Here is a 15,468-nt window from a genome sequence, read left to right on the forward strand (position 1 = left end):
CGCCATCGTCAGCGGACGACGTCGAAGACGTTCTTCTGGATGCCGTTGCTGTAGGTCTGGCTCTCGACCAGCTTCAGCTTCTGCGCGTCCTTGTCCGTGCTGCTGAACAGACGCTTGCCGGCGCCGAGCAGCAGCGGGAAGACGAGCAGGTGGTAGCGGTCGATCAGGCCCGCGTCGGACAGGGCCTGGTTCAGGGAGGCGCTGCCGTGGACGATGATCGGGCCGCCCTCGGTCTCCTTCAGCGCGGCGACCTCGTCCAGGGAGCGCAGGATCGTGGTCGGGCCCCAGTTGTCGACCAGGTCCGCCTCGGTCAGGGTGGTCGACACGACGTATTTCGGCATGTCCTTGTACAGCGAGAACTCCTTCATGTCCGGCCACACCGGGCTGAAGGCCTCATAGCTGGCCCGGCCCATCAGGATGGCCGTGGACTCCTCCTGCTCGGTGCCCTTGAGGGCGTAGGCCTCGGGGACGAACTCGACGTCCTTGAAGGTCCAGCCGGAGTTCCGGTAGCCGGGCTCGCCGCCGGGGCCCTCGACGACGCCGTCGAGCGAGATGAACGCGGTGCTGATCAGGGTACGCATGTCGGACTCCTCAGTTATTGCTGGTGTCGGTGGTGTCGCTGGTGTCGGTGTGGATGGCGTGGGTGAGCCACTGCTGCCAGGCCTGCTCGGCCGCTGCTTCTGTTTCTGCCTCTGCCGGGCCGGCCGGCGGCGCGAACAGGTGGTGGAACATCAGCGCCAGGCCCGAGCCGTGATGGAAGGTGTAGAGCGCGTCGGCGGTGCGGACGCCGAAGCGTTCGCCGTCGGCCCAGACCACCTCGCCGTCCACCAGGGGCAGTGCGACCGGTCCGCCTTCGGCGCGGGCGCCGACGGCGACGGGCGCGGTCAGTGACAGCGCGTCGGCCAGCAAGGCCTGCACGTCCTCGGGCGTGCGGCCGGCCGCTGGCGCCATGCCGAAGACCGGGACCGCGGTGCGGCCGGGAAAGTGCGCCAGATACTCGCGCAGCGTGTTCAGGTGGAAGGGCCAGCCGCGGCGCAGGGCGTCGTACTCGTTCTCCCAGTCGTCGCCGAGCAGGCCGCTGTGCACGACGCGCAGCACGGTGCTCCCGCCCTCGCGGCCTTCCAGGAGGTACTCGAAGGCCATGAAGCGGCCGTCGGGCCCGGGGGCGGTGCGGGTGGCCAGGCGCTTGCCGGGGTCGTAGGCGGTGACCAGGGCCTGCTCCCGGTGGCCGCCGGTGTCCATGGAGGCGGTGCCGCCTTCGCGCGGCTCGATCTCGTTGCGTCCCATGAACCAGGAGTCGACCCCCGGTCCGGTGGCGATCGCCTCCCAGACCTGCTCGGGCGTGGCCGGCAGCGTGGTCTCGAGCTCGATCTCGAAGGGGTGCGTCATCGCGGATCCTCCTGTCCTGCGGCGGATTCGGGCTGGGTGGTGGTGGGTTCGGGCGGGGCGGCGGTGGCGGTGGGTATGGGATGGAGCCCGACGACCAGCCGGTACTCCCGCCCTCCGCCGGCCTGCTCGTCGTGGTAGCGGCTGACCAGCGCGGACACGGCCTGGGTCAGCTCCTCGGCGAACGCCGCCCGGTCGGCCGCGGAGGCGAAGCGCACCCGCGCGTCCATCCCGTAGGTGGCGACCGGCTTCCCGGCCCGCGCCGACCCGCTGAGCAGCGTGCCGACCTCCTGGATCAGCCGCGAGCCCAGCGCCAGCAGCCACCGCGCGGACAGCCGGTCCGGTGCCCGGTCCGGATCCGGGCTCACGGCGCCCAGCGCGCCGGGCGAGATCACGTAGGAGGCGGCGGTGGCCCCGTAGACGCGCTCGGTGACGTTGCCCTTGCGGCGCTCCTCGACGAGCTCTACCAGGCCGTGCCGCTCGAGCTCCTTCAGGTGGTAGTTGACCTTCTGGCGCGGCAGGCCCAGGCGCGCGGCCAGCATGGCGGCCGAGCCGGGCTCGGCCAGGGCGGCGAGGATGCCGGACCGGATGGGGTCCAGCGAGGCCTCGGCCGCGGCGGGGGAGGCGATGACGGCGACGTCGAGCATGGTTCCAGGATGTGACCGACAAGAGATTTTGTCAAGACAAGAAAATTTGTCGGTGGGACGGAAGCCGCACGTCACGCCTCGGCCCGGTGGCCTGATCGCGGAAAACTCCGGCACCGCCGCCGCCGGAGCGCCAAGATTCACCTCATGACAAGACGTATCGCGATCCTGATAGCAGGGCTCTTCGCGGTCCTGCTCGCACTCAGCGGGTGTTCCAGGTCCAAACCCGTCGCCTACGCCCCGGCCGCTTACGGACAGCAGGTCGGCGGCGTGTTCCAGTGCTACTACGTCGACAGCCCGGCCGAAGCGCAGGAGCTGATCGCCGAGGGACTGTGCCCGCCGGGGTCGGTGCCGATGCCCATGCCGCAGTCGTGGCTCAACCAGTACTTCGCGTATTACGACTCCCCGGCCTACTACAACACCTATGTGCCGGTTGGTAACCGCTCGCACTACATCGGGACCTACCACACCTACTACACGCAGCACGCCAGCGTGATCGACGCGGCGGCCAAGACGGCGTCCTGGAAGGGCTCCAACGGCAAGACGGTGTCCGGGTCGCAGGTGGACACGGCGAAGATGAAGTTCTCCACCGGCTCGGGGTCGAACTCGATGATGGGCGGCGGTTCACTGCGCGGCGGATCCAGCGGGGGATCCGTCGGCGGGTCTTCCGGCGGCGGCGATGACGAGTCCGGCCACTCCAAGTCCGGGACCAGCCACTCCAAGTCCGGCGGTACCAGCGGCGGTTCGTTGCGAAAGGGCAAGAAGTGATGCTGCGGGACTTCTCCGTCTACGGCTACTGGCCGCACACCATGGAGCGCTGGGGCGAGGTGTTCCAGGCGACGTCGGCGCGCGCGGCCGAGGACCTGGCGCAGATGTACGCGCGCGAACGGGGCGCGGCGCTGCGGGTCGCGGGTGTCTTCGAGGGCGTCATCGCCTCGGTGGACCGGTACACGCTCTTCGTCGATCCGCGCGACGTCCGGAACCTCGATGCCGAAGGGCTCGATCCCGAGGTGCCGGGGCTGCGGAACGAGACGTGGACGGTGCTCGGGTTGATCGAGTCCGTGAAGGACCGCCGGTGGAACGAGCACACCGGCGGACAGCGGTTCTGCGATCACGTGCTCGCCGATTCGGCGCTGTCCGCCGAGGACGTCGCGGAGGACAAGGCGCGCAGTGAGGGCGGCAGGCTGCTGGTGTGCGCGGTGTTCGACGGGACGCGGCAGCGTGCGGATGCGCTGTATGCGAAGTTCGCGAACCCGGACGTGCGGGTGGCGTAGGCGACCCGGGCCACGTTCCGCGGCGCGGGGGTTGCAGCAGGTTTCCCCGTAAAGGTCTCGCCTTGCCACCCCGGCGCCGACAGCGCATCATCGGTACGCCCTATATCAAGTCATGTGCGCGGAGGCCAGATGAGCGTGCCCGACACGGCCGTGCCGTGGCCGCTGGTCGGGCGTGATCTGGAGCTGGCCGGCTTCGACGCGGTCTGGGCCGCGCGGGGGCGGCAGGGCGTGGTGATCCACGGGCCGGCCGGGATCGGGAAGTCGCGGCTGGCCGAGGAGTTCCTGCCGCGCGCGGTGCGGGCCGGGTTCGAGGCCGGGCGCGCCACGGCTTCGTCGCCGGCGGCCGCCGTGCCGCTCGGGGCCATCGCGCACCTCATCCCGCCGGGCCTGGATCTGGCCGATCCGGTGCGGGGGTTCGCCGCCGTGGCGCGGGAGCTGTCCGGGCCGCGCGGGGAGCGGCGCTGGGTGCTGCTCGTGGACGACCTGCAGTGGCTCGACGCGGCCTCGGCCGTGCTGCTGCGGCAGCTCATGGACGCCGGGGTGGTGCGCCTGATCGGCACGGTGCGCACCGGCGAGCCGGTCGGGGAGGCCGTCGGGGCGCTGTGCGGCGGCGACGCGGTGCACCGCATCGACCTGGAACCGTTCGACGTCCGGGCCACCGAGCAGGCGCTTCAGGCGGCGCTCGGCGGCCCGGTGGTCCGGCGTACCGTCGAGGCCCTGCACGAGGCCTCCGGCGGCAACATCCTGTTCCTCAGGGAACTGGTACTCGGTGCGCTGGCCGCCGGGAGCCTCGTCCACGACGGCGAGATCTGGGAGCAGACCGGCCCGTTCGCCGCCGGGACGCGCCGGCTGACCGAGATGATCGAGGCCCGCCTGTCCGCCGCGCCGGTCCGGGCCCGGCCCGCGCTGGAGCTGCTGGCGTTGTGCGAGCCGGTGCCGGTCGCCGACGTGCTGGCGACCACCGACCTGGACACGGTGACCGCGCTGGAGGAGTCCGGGCTGGTGCGGGTCGTCATCTGCCGCCGCCGGACCACCGTCGCGCTGGCGCATCCCTTGTACGGCGAGGCTTTGCGCGCAAACATCTCGCTGCTGCGGCGGACCAGGGTGCTGCTGGACCAGATCGAGCGGACCAGGGCCGCCGGCGCGCGGCGTTCCGACGACACCCGCCGCATGGCCGCCTGGCAGCTGGCCGCGACCGGCACCGCCGACCGGGACCTGCTCGTCGAGGCGGCGGCGCTGTCCCGCTACGCCCACGACTACGCGCAGACCAAGACGCTTCTGGAGTCGCTGCGCGAGGAGGACCAGACCACGGCGACCCGCCTGGCACTCGGCGAGGCGTTGTTCGAACTCGGGGCCCCAGTGGGTGCCGAGGCCGTGCTGGCGGCCGCCGACGCCGGAGCCCGCGAGGACCCGGAGAAGCTGGCGGTCGCGGTGGTCCGGTCCTGGAACCTGTTCTGGGGCGCGGGCCGGGCCCAGGACGCCCTGCGGCAGATCGCCGACGCCGACGCCGTCATGACCGACCCCGAATGCCGCAGGATGCTGCGATACCACCAGGCCTCGATCCGGCTCTCCGACGGCGACGCGTCGGCGCTCGCGCTCCTGGACGACATGCCCGACGACGTCGAGGACCACGGCGACCCGACGGCCTGGCTGACGGCGGCCATGATGAAGTCGATGGGGCTGACGATGCTCGGGCGCACCGCGGAGGCCTCGGCGTGGGCCGAACACTCCTATCGGACGCACCTCGACATCGCCGGACGGGCCCTCTACCCGCATCCGTCCGCACAGCTCATCTCGCTGTCGGTGACCCTGCGCGACGCCGGACGGTTCACCGAGGCGCGCGCGGCGAGCGAACTCGCGCACTCCGGGCTCGGCACGTCGGCGACCCAGCTGACCCGCACCTGGGTCGCCTTCAGCCGCGGCCAGATCGAGCTGAGCTGCGGCCACCCGGCGACCGCGCGCCGCTGGTTCGCCGAGAGCGTGCGGCGCGCGCGTTCCCAGGGCCAGATCAGGCCCCTGAATCCGGGCCTCAACGGACTGGCGGTGGCCGCCGCGCTGCGCGGCGACATCGCCGCCGCCGAGCGCGCGGCCGAGCGCGCGCGGCAGTATCCGGCGTTCGGCATCTGCGGGGAGTTCGGCGCCCTGGCGCAGGGCTGGCTGCGGGTCGCCCGCGGGGACCTGGTCGGCGCGCGCAGGGAGCTGACCGAGGGCGCGCAGCGGTCCCGGGCCGCCGGGAACGTGCCGATGGAGGCCTGGCTGCTGGCCGACCTGGCACGCCTCGGCGGCGCGCGGGCGGCGCTGGAGCGGCTGACGGAGCTCGCCGAGACCGGGCAGGGGCAGCTGGTCCCGGCGGTGACGGCGCTGGCGCGGGCGCTCGCCGCCGACGATCCCGAGCGGCTGCTGGCGTCCTCGGGCGAGCTGGCGGCGATGGGCGCCGACCTGTACGCGGCCGAGGCGGCCGGCGCGGCGGCCGCGGCGTTCCGCCGGGTCGGGCGCCCGCGGCGGGCGCCGGTGGCGGCGCGGCTGGCCGCGGAGCTGGCGGTGCTGTGCGAGGGGGCGCGGACGCCGTTGGTCGCCGCGGAGGCGGCGGCGCCTTTGACGGCGCGGCAGCGGGACATCGCGGTGCGGGCCGCGGCGGGGGTGGCGAGCAAGGACATCGCGGCGCAGTTGCATCTGTCGGTGCGGACGGTGGAGAACCATCTTCAGAACGCCTATGCGCGGCTCGGTGTGACGACGCGGGCTGAACTGGCGGCGGCGCTGGGAGCTTAGGGCTTCTCGAGTGTCGGTTACTTGAGTACCGATCACTTGAGTACCGATTACTCAAGTGCGTTGTTCGGCGCGATGGTCGACTTCCCTCATACCCCTTGAGGACTCACGGGGCGGAGGAGGTGACCGTTGTGGCCATGAAGAAGGACATCATCTGGGACTGACGACGTGTGGGCGAGCGTCTGGGCTGGACCGCGGTGCAGGGTGGGGACCTCGCGGCCCAGCCGTTTTCGTGTGCTCAGTAACCCTGCTGGTTCTGGTTCTGATGCTGCTGCGGTTGCTGGTGCTGTTGCTGGACGGCGAGGATCTCGGCGACCTTCTGGGCCTGCTTCGTGGGCATCATGGTCGCGACCATCGAGCCGTCGGCGAAGTGCAGCTCGGCGCGCGGGGTACGCCCGTGCAGCGCGGCGTCCTTGGTGCCCTCGGTACGCACGCCCGCGATGGCGGTGCGCGGCACGGCGTGCACCAGGCGCATGGACGAACCCCCGGTACGCCCGGCCCGGAAGATGAGGTACCGCCGGTCGGTGAGCACGCCCCACGAGCCGGGCCCGTAGTCCTCACGCGTGGCCCGCGAATAGCGGATGAACCAGCCGGCCTGACTCTCCCAGCCGCCGAGGAAAACCGGCCCGGCGAGCTTGCGATTGAGCGCCTCGACGCTCTTCTCGGCGATGCGCTCATTCATCGCGTCCATGGGATTCAGGGCCCACTTCAGACCCTTGTTCATCTTCTTGTCCGCACGACTGATGCCCCCGAGCACCCGATGCTGGCCCTCGATGGCGATCATGAGCTCACGCGGCGTCTCGGGAATGGTGTCATCGAGCTTGAGGATGAAGCCGTAGTAGACGCTCTCCCCGGGCTCGAGGAAGGGCGCGGCCCCCTCGACCAGGCGGTCGCGGGGCGTGGCGAGGCCGGGCGGGGGCGGGAAGCTGGCGGATTGGGGCTGGGGTGGTTGCTGCTGCTGCCAGCCCTGGTTCGGAGCCGCCGGGGACGCTTGGTAGGGCGCGGGCTGCTGCCAGGGCTGGTTGGGGGCGGCGGGCGGGGCCGGGTACTGCTGGGCCGGAGCCGGCTGCTGCCAGGCCGGGGCAGGAGGTGCTGCCTGGGGAGCTGCTGCGGGCGGCTGCTGCCACGCCGGAGGGGCGGCGGGTGCTGCGGGCTGCTGCTGCCAGGCCGGGGCCGCAGGAGCGACCTGAGGCGCGACGTTGGCAGGCTGCTGCCAAGCAGGAGCGCCGGCGGGTGCTGAGGGCTGCTGCTGCCAAGCCGGAGCACCAGTGGCTGCTGAGGGTTGCTGCCATGCAGGAGCGGGCGATGCTTCGGCGGGCTGCTGCCACGCCGGTGCAGCATGCGGCTGCGGCGCATCAGCAGGCTGCTGCCAGCCCGGAGCGGCGGGAGACTCGTGCGGCTGCTGCCAGCCCGGAGCGGCGGGAGACCCTTGCGACTGTTGCCAGCCCTGACCAGCCGGATACTGCGGCGCCCCGCCCGCCTGCTGCCACCCCGGGTTCGGCGCCTGGTACTGCTGCGCCGGCGGATACGCCTGCTGCGGCTGCTGCCACCCCTGCGGCGCCGCATAAGGCTGCTGCTGCTGATGCTGCGGCGCGTGGGCCTTCTTCCCCGACCCGTACGGATTCACCGGTTGCGCGGGATTCTGCTGCTGCTCGTTCTGTTGCGGCCACTGCGGCTCGGGCTGATTCATGCGTCCCCCATGGCTTCGGATATGCGTGCCAAGGGTAGGGCTCGGCGGGCCCCCGAGCCAGGGGCTTGATGCGGCGGGTTTCGGTGCGCCCGGTGCGGTTAGTCGGGGCGGCCGAAGGCTCTGATCTCCTCGATCTGCTTCGGGGTCAGCTTTGCGGGCTTCTCGCCGCGTTCCAGTTTCGCGGCGTGGACGTGCCGCTGGATGTCCGTGGCCGGGGTGCCGGTGTCGCCGACGTCGGTGAAGTTCGAGATGCCCGCCAGGACGTGGCGCATGATCTCCCCCGTGCGGGTTTTCGGCATGCCGGCGATGATCCACACGTTCTTGGGGCCCGCTATGCGTCCTGTTTCGCGTTCTATCGCGGTGGTGATGCGGGCGACGGTATCGCTGTCGGGTTCGCCGGGTGGTTCGAGGACCACGTACATCTCGATCAGCCAGCCGTGCTCCGGGTCGTGGACCGGGACGGCTGCCGCCTCGGCGACGTCCTCGACGGTCAGGGCCGCCGCCTCCAGGTGCTTGGCGCTCAGCTGGTGGCCGGCGACGTTGATCACGTCGCCGACCCGGGCGGGGCTCGGTCTCGGCGCCGCCTCGCGTTCCGTCCTGCGCCGCAGGTGCGTACGCGGGTGTGCGGGACGGACCGCTCCCGCGGCCCGTCCCGGCGTCCGCACACCGCGCCCGCCGGCTCTGGCCCGACCGCTCATCGCGGCCAGGTCGGCAGCAGGGTCTTGCCGTGGGTGGCGTTCACCACCGCGGCCGAGGAGGCGTACCAGGCGACCACCGCCGTGACTATGCCGAGCCACCCGCCCACCTTGGTCATCACGTCCGGGGCCGGCACGCCGTTCTGGAACGCGCCGATCGCCAGGAACAGGAAGGTGAGAGTCAGCAGCACGAACACGCCCAGCACCGCCAGGTTCGTCTTCAGCGCCGCCAGCGTCATGTACGCGGTGAAGATGCACCAGGCCAGCAGGAACAGCCCGACAGCCTGGTGGATGTCGCCCGCGTTCCTGGGCGTCAGCCTCACCAGCGCCCAGTAGCTGAGCCAGAACGCGCCGAAGGAGGCGAACGCGGTGGCACCGAAGGTGTTGCCGCGCCTGAACTCCCACATACCGGCCAACAGCTGCGTGGTGCCGCCGTAGAACAAGGCCAAGGCCAGCACGACGTGTACCGCGCCGGTCTCCTTGATGAGGTTCGCGTTCAGGAAGCTGAGCACGAACGTGGTCATGGCGAAGCCGGCGAGTCCGAGCGGGGCAGGATCGGCGATTCCCGAGACGGGGGGCGCGGGTGGCGCCGGCCGGCCCGTGGGGGTCGTCTCGCTCATTTCGCGACTCCTTCCTGCGGAGGAAGGGACAGACATATCCGCTAAATAAAGGATAGAACGGTCACTCGCGAAAGAGTAGTGCTGAGCGTGTCTCCTAGAGCCCATGTGGTGTTCGGGGCCGATGATGGCTAGGCGCTCACGTGCTCCTCCACGACCCACGACCGCGTGGCCGAACGGTCCAGGAAACGCGCCTCGTCCTCGGCGACGCCGGACCCTTCCGCGAGCACGAGGGACAGCCATGCTCTGCGTGCGGCCTTGTCGGTGAACTTCATCCGCGTCACCACGTCGAAGTCGGCGGGGAATCCGCGGTCGTCGGTCGCCGGGAGGTAGTCGCGGACGTAGTGATCCGGGGTCGGCGCCAGGCTGAGGATCAGCGGGACGTGGTGGTTCTCGTAGTAGTCGACCAGTTCGGCGCGGCTGAGGCCGGCGCGGGCTTTGAGGAGGGCTATCGAGGTGATCATGCCTGCCATTCTGGCCAGTTCCCGGCGAAGCGCCTTTCGTTAGAACCTCTCACGCTTCCTATTGACTCTCGCGGCTCGGAAGTTATAGCTTCTAACTCAAGCGTTAATGGCTAACTGATGGGACTCGCACCATGACACGGACCATGTCACGCACCGCTCTGCTCGCCCTCCCGCTGGCCGCCGCCGCGCTGGTCGGCGGCCTGGCCGCACCGGCCCAGGCGCAGGCGTCCGGCGCCGCGCAGCGCCCCCTGACCTGCCAGGGCCAGGGCATCGACCCCGCCGCGCAGCTGCACTACCAGACACAGATCTTCATCAAGGCGCCGCTGAGCACCGTGTGGCGCGTCCACACCGACGTCGCGGCCTGGCCGCAGTGGCAGCGCGCGGTGAGCACCATGGAGCCGCTGACGCCGGGCCGGCTGCGCCCCGGATCGCAGTTCCGGTGGACGACGCCGGCCCCGGCCACCGCCTCGACGCCCGCGACCACGCTGGTCGTCACCTCGACGGTGCAGGACGTCCGCCCCGGCCAGTGCATCCGCTGGATGGGCCCGGCGATCGGCGACGGGCTTCGCATCGACCGAGGCACCCACGTCTGGAACTTCATCAAGGTCCCCGGCGGCGTGATCGTGCGCACCGAGGAGAGCTGGACCGGCGCGCAGATCGAGGCGGACCCGGCGACCGCGATCCGTTACCTGGCGCCGGGTCTGGACGAGTGGCTGGCCGACCTCAAGGCGCGCGCCGAAGCCCAGGCCTGCCATCACTGATGGGGCTGATGGGGCGGCTACACCAGATCAGGCTGCTGCCACTCCTGGCCCAGCACATGCTCGGCCAGGAACGCCCGTACCGTCTCGTACCAGAGCTTCGACTCCTGCGGCCGCAGGATCCAGTGGTTCTCGTCGGGGAAGTACAGGAACTTCGCCTCCTTGCCCCGCCGCTGGAGGTCCTGCCACTGCCACAGCGCGTTGGCCACCGGTACCCGGTAGTCGTTGTTCCCGTGGATGACGAGCATCGGCGTGCTGACGTTGTCCGCGTACAGGTGCGGCGACCAGCGCAGGGCGTGCTCGGGCCGCAGCAACACGTCGCCGTAGGCCTGCCGGAAGAACCACGGTACGTCCGAGACCGTGCGCAGCTGCGCGTTCCAGACGCCGGCGTGGGATATCAGAGCCTTGAAACGGCCGGTCTGGGTGGCGATCCAGTTGGTCAGGTAGCCGCCGAACGAGCCGCCCATGGCGGCCGTGCGCGTGCCGTCGATGTCCGGCCGGTCGATCACGGCGTCGGTGGCGGCCATGATGTCGTGGAACGGGACCCCGCTGCCCTCGCCCTTGCCGCGGTCGACGAACGCCTGGCCGTAGCCGGTGGACAGCGAGTAGTCCGGCAGCAGGACCGCGTATCCGCGCTGCACCAGAACCCACGGATTGGCGCGCCAGCTCCAGGAGTTGCTGCTCATCAGCGGGCCGCCGTGGATCCACACGACCAGTGGGGCCGGGCCGTCGGCGGCGTTCGGCAGGACCAGCCGGGAGTGGATGACGGTGCCGTCCTCGGCGGTCGCGGTCACCTCCTCGACCCAGCCGGGCAGCCGCACCGTGTCGCCGGGCGCCGACAGCAGAACCGGTTCCTGGTCCTCGGCCGCGGCGTCCAGGCGGACCGGACGCGGAGTGGCGTCAACGGCGGTGCGGATCGCGAACAGGGTCCGGCCATCGGGGGAGACCTGAAGGCCGGTGTACGCCGCGCGGTCGCCGGTGAGCCGGGTGACCTCGCCGCCGGCCAGGTCCACCTTGAACACCGGCGCGCGGCCGAGCTGGTCGGCGGTGAAGTAGAGGGCTGAGGAGTCCGGCGCCCACACCAGGCCCTGCGGCCACAGGTCCAGACGCTCGGCCAGGGCCCGGCTCGGGCCGCCGGCCAGCGGCTGGAGGTGGATGGTGGGCTTGCCGGCCGCGTCGAAGGTGGCGGATTCGCTGCGAACGAAGGCGACGGTGGTGTCGTCGGGGGAGATGGTCGGGTCGTAGTGCTGGTGCCCCGGGTCGCCGGCGAACAGGGCCGACTTCCCGGAGTCGACGTCGAGCACCCGCAGTTCGGCGGCGTGCTCGCTGTTCGCGAGGGCGGCCGTGATGCCGTAGACGACCTTCGAGCCGTCGGAGGTGACGCCGAAGGAGTCCACCGCCGGCCCGAGGTCCCCGGTGGCGTCGCGCAGCTCCAGCTTTCCGTCCGGACCGGGGGCCTCGGCCACGAACAGGCGGATCCCGTCCGGGCCGATCTGCGTGTCGAACTGCCGGACCCACGCCTGGGTGTGCAGGATCGCGGTGACGTTCGCGTCCTTGCGGGCCTTGCGGCGCGCCGCGTCGTCTTCGAGGTCCCCGGCCTGCGGCATGACCTTGGCCGACAGCACGATCCGGCCGGTCTTCGCGGCGACCTGGACCTGCCCGATCCCGGCCGGCGGCGCCGCCAGCAACCGGGCCTCGCCGCCGCGCGCCGACAGCAGCCACAGACCCTGGCCGCCGCCGTTTCCCTTGTCCTCGCCGTCCTTGGCGTCGGCGTCCGGGTCGGCGCGCTTGGCGGCGAACAGCAGCGAGCCGTCAGGCAGGAACGCCGGGGCCGACTCGCCGGCCGCCGACCGGGTCAGCCGGAACGGGGCGCCGCCGTCGCGGTCGACATCCCAGATGGAGGAGACGTACTTCTTGCCGTCCGGTGACAGGTGCTGCACCCCGACCACCAGGCGGTTGCCGTCCGGGGACAGCGCGAGGCCCCTCACCCGGGGGATCTCCATGAATCCGGCCAGGTCCTCGAAGGGGCTCTGGGCATCGGAGAGGCTTTGGGCGTCGAGGAGGCTCTGGGCGTCGGCTGGCTGGGTGGCTTCGGTTTCCGCTATGTGCTCAGTCATCGGGGGCCACAGTAGCTGTCGCGGCTTTGCGCGCATCTGAAAATTCCCATGACATCCGGCTGGTCGCGGGCGACCATGTAGGCACGATGCAGTCCGCGATCACTGTCACTCCCTCCCAGCTCCCGCCTTTGTTGCTGGCCACCGCGACCGTCCGCCCCGTCTTCCTGTGGGGCGCGCCCGGCATCGGCAAGTCCTCGCTGGTGCGGGCTTTCGCCGACAGCCTCGCTCTGCCCTGCGTCTCGCTGCTGGGTACCCAACTCGCTCCCGAGGACCTCATCGGGGTCCCGCAAATCACGCCGGAGGGGCGCAGCCGTTTCTGCCCGCCGGAGATGATCGCGCGCGACGAGCCGTACTGCCTGTTCCTGGACGAGCTCAACGCCGCCTCGCCGGATGTGCAGAAGGCGTTCTACAGCCTCATCCTCGACCGGCGGATCGGCTCCTACGAGCTGCCCGCGGGCTCCATCGTCATCGGCGCCGGCAACCGGGCCACCGACAACGCGCTGGCGCGGCCGATGGCCAGTGCGCTGGTGAACCGGCTGATCCATGTGCACCTGCGGGCTTCGGCCGTGGACTGGTTCGAGTGGGCCGGGGCCAACAACGTGCATCCGTGGGTGCTCGACTACCTCACCGACCGGCCGGACCAGCTGTGGTCGCAGGCGCCCAAGACCGAGGAGGCGTTCTCCACGCCGCGGTCCTGGCACATGCTCTCCGACGCGTTGCACTCCTGGGGCGAGGCGCCCGACGAGGACATGCTGAAGGTCCTGGCCTCCGGCACGCTGACGCCGTCGCACGCCGCCGGGTTCTGCGGCTGGGTGAAGATCGTGCGGAACTCCTACGGCTTCGAGGCGATCCTGAAGGGCGACGCCTCCTGGCCGCGTCGGCGGCAGGACCGCGACCTGCTCTACTACCTCGCCGAGGCGTTCCGGGCGCGGCTGGTCAAGGAGCTGCCGGCGGAGAAGAACCAGGGCTCGAACGCCGGGCGGCAGCTGGCGTTCCGGGCCAAGGCGCTGCTCGTCGAGCTGGCGGAGATCTCGCTGGAGATCGCGCAGACCGTCCTCGCCGACGACGAGGACGGCGTGCCGCTGCTGCCGACGTGGTTCCTGGTCGAGGCCGCGCGCGACCTGCCGCGGCTGGTCGCCGCCCGGCAGTAGGACCTGAGCCACAACCTGAGCCACAACCTGAGCCACAACCGGAGGTGGAACCAGAGGCTGATGGGCAAGTCCAAGAAGAAGATCCCGGATCCGACCCTCGCCGACTTCGAGGCGGGCATGGCCCTGCTCTCCGCGCATCCGGCCTTCTCCCACCTGCGCGTCGGCTCGGTCTGCCGGGCCCCGCAGTGTCCGCACGCGCCGGAGCGCGGCTTCTGCGTCGTCGACTCCAACGGGGCAGTGCACGTCTCCCGCTCCCACCGGGCCACGCCGGAGCAGTGGGCCTGGGCCGTCGCGCACGCGCAGCTGCACCTGGGCTTCGGCCACGTCCCGGCGGACGAGGCGGGCGACCGTCCGCAGCCGGACGCCGTGGCGATCGCCGCGCGCTGCGCCGTCGTCAACCGGTTCCTGGACTCGCTGAGGATCGGCGAGCCGCTGCCGCCGGAGTTGGTGGAGACCAGCGGCTCGGACGAGGAGACGCTGGCCGACCGCTGGCGCCGCCTCGGGGTGCCGCCGCACCTGTCCGATCCGGAGCTGACCGGCACTGCCGGGCCCGACCCGGACCAGGTTCTCGTGGCCTACACCCAGAGCTGGCGCACGCCCGACGGCAAGGTACCGGACTGGCAGGCCGGCTTCGCGCGGTCGCTGTCCCGGGCCGTTACGGCCGCCGTGGACGTCGCGGGCGGCGGCCGCGAGAGCATGAGCCACGGCGCCCGGCGCAAGAAGCCGTGGGAGCTGGCGCTCAGCTGGTTCGTGGCCTCCTATCCGCTGCTCGGCGGCATCGCCTCCGGGCTGACGATCGTCTCCGACCTGGACATCGCGCAGGCGCACCAGATCTGGATCGCCGCGGTCGACGCCGCGCTCGGCGAGGTGTACATCAACCCGTTGGCCGCGCTGAGCGAGACCGAATGGCGGTTTGTGCTGGCCCACGAGATGCTGCACGCCGCGCTGCGCCACGGCGACCGCGTCGGCGGCCGGGACCGCTTCCTGTGGAACGTGGCCGCGGACTACGTGATCAACGGCTGGCTGCTGGAGATGGGCGTCGGCGACATGCCCGACGGGTGTCTGTACGACCCGGACCTGGCCGGCATGTCGGCCGAGGAGGTCTACGACCGCATCGCGCGGGACCTGCGCCGCGTCCGCAAGCTGCGGACCCTGCGCGGCGCGGGCGTCGGCGACGTGCTGCACGAACCGCTGCCCGGCGCGGCGGACCGGCGCGGCGTCACGGACCTCGACGACTTCTACCGGCGCGCGCTGCTCACCGGCGTGTCCTTCCACCGCGACGTCGACCGCGGCCTGCTGCCGGCCGGCTTGACCCAGGAGATCAAGGCGCTGGAGCAGCCGCCGCCGAAGTGGGACGCGCAGCTGGCGCGCTGGTTCGACGAGTATCTGCCGCGCGTGGAGCCGACCCGCAGCTACGCGCGGCCCTCGCGGCGTCAGTCATCGACCCCTGACATCCCCCGCCCCGGCCGCCACCACCCGACCGAGCTGGTGCCACGGGTGACCTTCGGCGTGCTGCTGGACACCTCGGCGTCGATGGACGTCCGGCAGCTGGGCAAGGCGCTCGGCGCGGTGGCCTCGTTCGCCGCGGCCCGCGACGTCCCGGCGGTGCGGGTCGTCTACTGCGACGCGACGCCCAAGGACGCCGGGTACGTGCCGGTCGAGGAGATCGGTCACCGGCTGCGGGTGTGGGGCCGCGGCGGGACGGTGCTGCAGCCCGGGATCCGATTGCTGGAGAAGGCCGCCGACTTCCCCGAGGACGCCCCGATCCTGATCATCACCGATGGGGATTGTGACGTATTGACGGTGCGCCGGCGGCACGCCTATCTGGTCCCGGCCGGGCTGTCGCTGCCGTTCAAGCCGCACGGGCCGGTGTTCGGGTTCCGCTGAGGTTTCCGGCTCCGGACGG

Annotated in this window: 14 protein-coding genes; 6 read left to right on the forward strand and 8 right to left on the reverse strand. The window is 71.5% G+C overall.

The window, feature by feature from the left end; translation table 11 throughout:
- Nucleotides 1-8: 8 nt before the first annotated feature.
- From ABIA35_RS25995 to ABIA35_RS26005, 3 genes are read right to left on the reverse strand one after another with little or no spacing between them, the layout of a single operon-like run.
- Entirely contained in the window at nt 9-581 is a 573-nt protein-coding gene (locus ABIA35_RS25995) for a dihydrofolate reductase family protein (RefSeq protein ID WP_370343590.1), read from the reverse strand.
- Nucleotides 582-591: 10 nt separating this feature from the next.
- On the reverse strand, nt 592-1,389 hold the full coding sequence (locus ABIA35_RS26000) for an SRPBCC domain-containing protein (RefSeq protein ID WP_370343591.1): 798 nt from the start codon (nt 1,387-1,389) through the stop codon (nt 592-594).
- Nucleotides 1,386-2,033: an ArsR/SmtB family transcription factor gene (locus ABIA35_RS26005; protein ID WP_370343592.1), complete on the reverse strand. Its 648-nt coding sequence runs from the start codon at nt 2,031-2,033 to the stop codon at nt 1,386-1,388. Before ABIA35_RS26005 ends, ABIA35_RS26000 begins: the two co-directional genes overlap by 4 nt.
- 144 nt (nt 2,034-2,177) lie before the next feature.
- Here ABIA35_RS26005 and ABIA35_RS26010 point away from each other — a divergent pair, with 144 nt between their 5' ends.
- From ABIA35_RS26010 to ABIA35_RS26020, 3 genes are all read left to right on the forward strand, one after another.
- Complete coding sequence (locus ABIA35_RS26010) at nt 2,178-2,798, forward strand: hypothetical protein (protein WP_370343593.1); 621 nt, start codon at nt 2,178-2,180, stop codon at nt 2,796-2,798.
- Nucleotides 2,798-3,304, forward strand: coding sequence for a hypothetical protein (locus tag ABIA35_RS26015; protein WP_370343594.1), 507 nt, complete (start codon nt 2,798-2,800; stop codon nt 3,302-3,304). Before ABIA35_RS26010 ends, ABIA35_RS26015 begins: the two co-directional genes overlap by 1 nt.
- Nucleotides 3,305-3,433: 129 nt before the next feature.
- Nucleotides 3,434-6,073, forward strand: a complete 2,640-nt coding sequence (locus ABIA35_RS26020) for an AAA family ATPase (protein ID WP_370359635.1) — start codon at nt 3,434-3,436, stop codon at nt 6,071-6,073.
- 235 nt (nt 6,074-6,308) lie between these two features.
- On the opposite strand, the gene ABIA35_RS26025 is transcribed toward ABIA35_RS26020, so the two are convergent.
- The 4 genes from ABIA35_RS26025 to ABIA35_RS26040 form a co-directional block, all read right to left on the reverse strand.
- Nucleotides 6,309-7,760: a hypothetical protein gene (locus ABIA35_RS26025; protein ID WP_370359637.1), complete on the reverse strand. Its 1,452-nt coding sequence runs from the start codon at nt 7,758-7,760 to the stop codon at nt 6,309-6,311.
- 98 nt (nt 7,761-7,858) lie between these two features.
- Nucleotides 7,859-8,308 (reverse strand): hypothetical protein, encoded by a 450-nt coding sequence (locus ABIA35_RS26030; RefSeq protein ID WP_370343598.1) that lies wholly within the window; start codon nt 8,306-8,308, stop codon nt 7,859-7,861.
- A 146-nt stretch (nt 8,309-8,454) separates the two neighbouring features.
- The gene (locus ABIA35_RS26035; protein ID WP_370343600.1) at nt 8,455-9,075 is read right to left on the reverse strand and encodes an acetate uptake transporter; all 621 of its coding nucleotides are present in this window, start codon (nt 9,073-9,075) and stop codon (nt 8,455-8,457) included.
- Nucleotides 9,076-9,203: 128 nt separating this feature from the next.
- Nucleotides 9,204-9,536, reverse strand: coding sequence for an EthD domain-containing protein (locus tag ABIA35_RS26040; RefSeq protein ID WP_370359639.1), 333 nt, complete (start codon nt 9,534-9,536; stop codon nt 9,204-9,206).
- 143 nt (nt 9,537-9,679) lie between these two features.
- On the opposite strand from ABIA35_RS26040, the gene ABIA35_RS26045 reads away from it, so the two are divergent.
- Nucleotides 9,680-10,297 carry an SRPBCC family protein gene (locus tag ABIA35_RS26045; RefSeq protein WP_370343603.1) on the forward strand — a complete coding sequence of 206 codons (618 nt, stop codon included), beginning with the start codon at nt 9,680-9,682 and terminating at the stop codon, nt 10,295-10,297.
- A gap of 17 nt (nt 10,298-10,314) precedes the next feature.
- Here ABIA35_RS26045 and ABIA35_RS26050 read toward each other — a convergent pair whose 3' ends face one another.
- On the reverse strand, nt 10,315-12,411 hold the full coding sequence (locus tag ABIA35_RS26050) for a prolyl oligopeptidase family serine peptidase (protein ID WP_370359640.1): 2,097 nt from the start codon (nt 12,409-12,411) through the stop codon (nt 10,315-10,317).
- Nucleotides 12,412-12,497: 86 nt separating this feature from the next.
- Here ABIA35_RS26050 and ABIA35_RS26055 point away from each other — a divergent pair, with 86 nt between their 5' ends.
- Nucleotides 12,498-13,562: an ATP-binding protein gene (locus ABIA35_RS26055; RefSeq protein ID WP_370359641.1), complete on the forward strand. Its 1,065-nt coding sequence runs from the start codon at nt 12,498-12,500 to the stop codon at nt 13,560-13,562.
- 60 nt (nt 13,563-13,622) lie between these two features.
- Nucleotides 13,623-15,449 carry a hypothetical protein gene (locus ABIA35_RS26060; protein WP_370359642.1) on the forward strand — a complete coding sequence of 609 codons (1,827 nt, stop codon included), beginning with the start codon at nt 13,623-13,625 and terminating at the stop codon, nt 15,447-15,449.
- Nucleotides 15,450-15,468: the final 19 nt, after the last annotated feature.

Origin of the sequence: Catenulispora sp. MAP12-49 (assembly GCF_041262705.1) — a bacterium.
GTDB lineage: Bacteria > Actinomycetota > Actinomycetes > Streptomycetales > Catenulisporaceae > Catenulispora.

What these genes read in the sequence shown, in the direction of transcription:
- ABIA35_RS25995 (WP_370343590.1), bottom strand. Translation starts at nt 581, where the DNA reads ATGCGTACCCTGATCAGCACCGCGTTCATCTCGCTCGACGGCGTCGTC.
- ABIA35_RS26000 (WP_370343591.1), bottom strand. Translation starts at nt 1,389, where the DNA reads ATGACGCACCCCTTCGAGATCGAGCTCGAGACCACGCTGCCGGCCACG.
- ABIA35_RS26005 (WP_370343592.1), bottom strand. Translation starts at nt 2,033, where the DNA reads ATGCTCGACGTCGCCGTCATCGCCTCCCCCGCCGCGGCCGAGGCCTCG.
- ABIA35_RS26010 (WP_370343593.1), top strand. Translation starts at nt 2,178, where the DNA reads ATGACAAGACGTATCGCGATCCTGATAGCAGGGCTCTTCGCGGTCCTG.
- ABIA35_RS26015 (WP_370343594.1), top strand. Translation starts at nt 2,798, where the DNA reads ATGCTGCGGGACTTCTCCGTCTACGGCTACTGGCCGCACACCATGGAG.
- ABIA35_RS26020 (WP_370359635.1), top strand. Translation starts at nt 3,434, where the DNA reads ATGAGCGTGCCCGACACGGCCGTGCCGTGGCCGCTGGTCGGGCGTGAT.
- ABIA35_RS26025 (WP_370359637.1), bottom strand. Translation starts at nt 7,760, where the DNA reads ATGAATCAGCCCGAGCCGCAGTGGCCGCAACAGAACGAGCAGCAGCAG.
- ABIA35_RS26035 (WP_370343600.1), bottom strand. Translation starts at nt 9,075, where the DNA reads ATGAGCGAGACGACCCCCACGGGCCGGCCGGCGCCACCCGCGCCCCCC.
- ABIA35_RS26040 (WP_370359639.1), bottom strand. Translation starts at nt 9,536, where the DNA reads ATGATCACCTCGATAGCCCTCCTCAAAGCCCGCGCCGGCCTCAGCCGC.
- ABIA35_RS26045 (WP_370343603.1), top strand. Translation starts at nt 9,680, where the DNA reads ATGTCACGCACCGCTCTGCTCGCCCTCCCGCTGGCCGCCGCCGCGCTG.
- ABIA35_RS26050 (WP_370359640.1), bottom strand. Translation starts at nt 12,411, where the DNA reads ATGACTGAGCACATAGCGGAAACCGAAGCCACCCAGCCAGCCGACGCC.
- ABIA35_RS26055 (WP_370359641.1), top strand. Translation starts at nt 12,498, where the DNA reads ATGCAGTCCGCGATCACTGTCACTCCCTCCCAGCTCCCGCCTTTGTTG.
- ABIA35_RS26060 (WP_370359642.1), top strand. Translation starts at nt 13,623, where the DNA reads ATGGGCAAGTCCAAGAAGAAGATCCCGGATCCGACCCTCGCCGACTTC.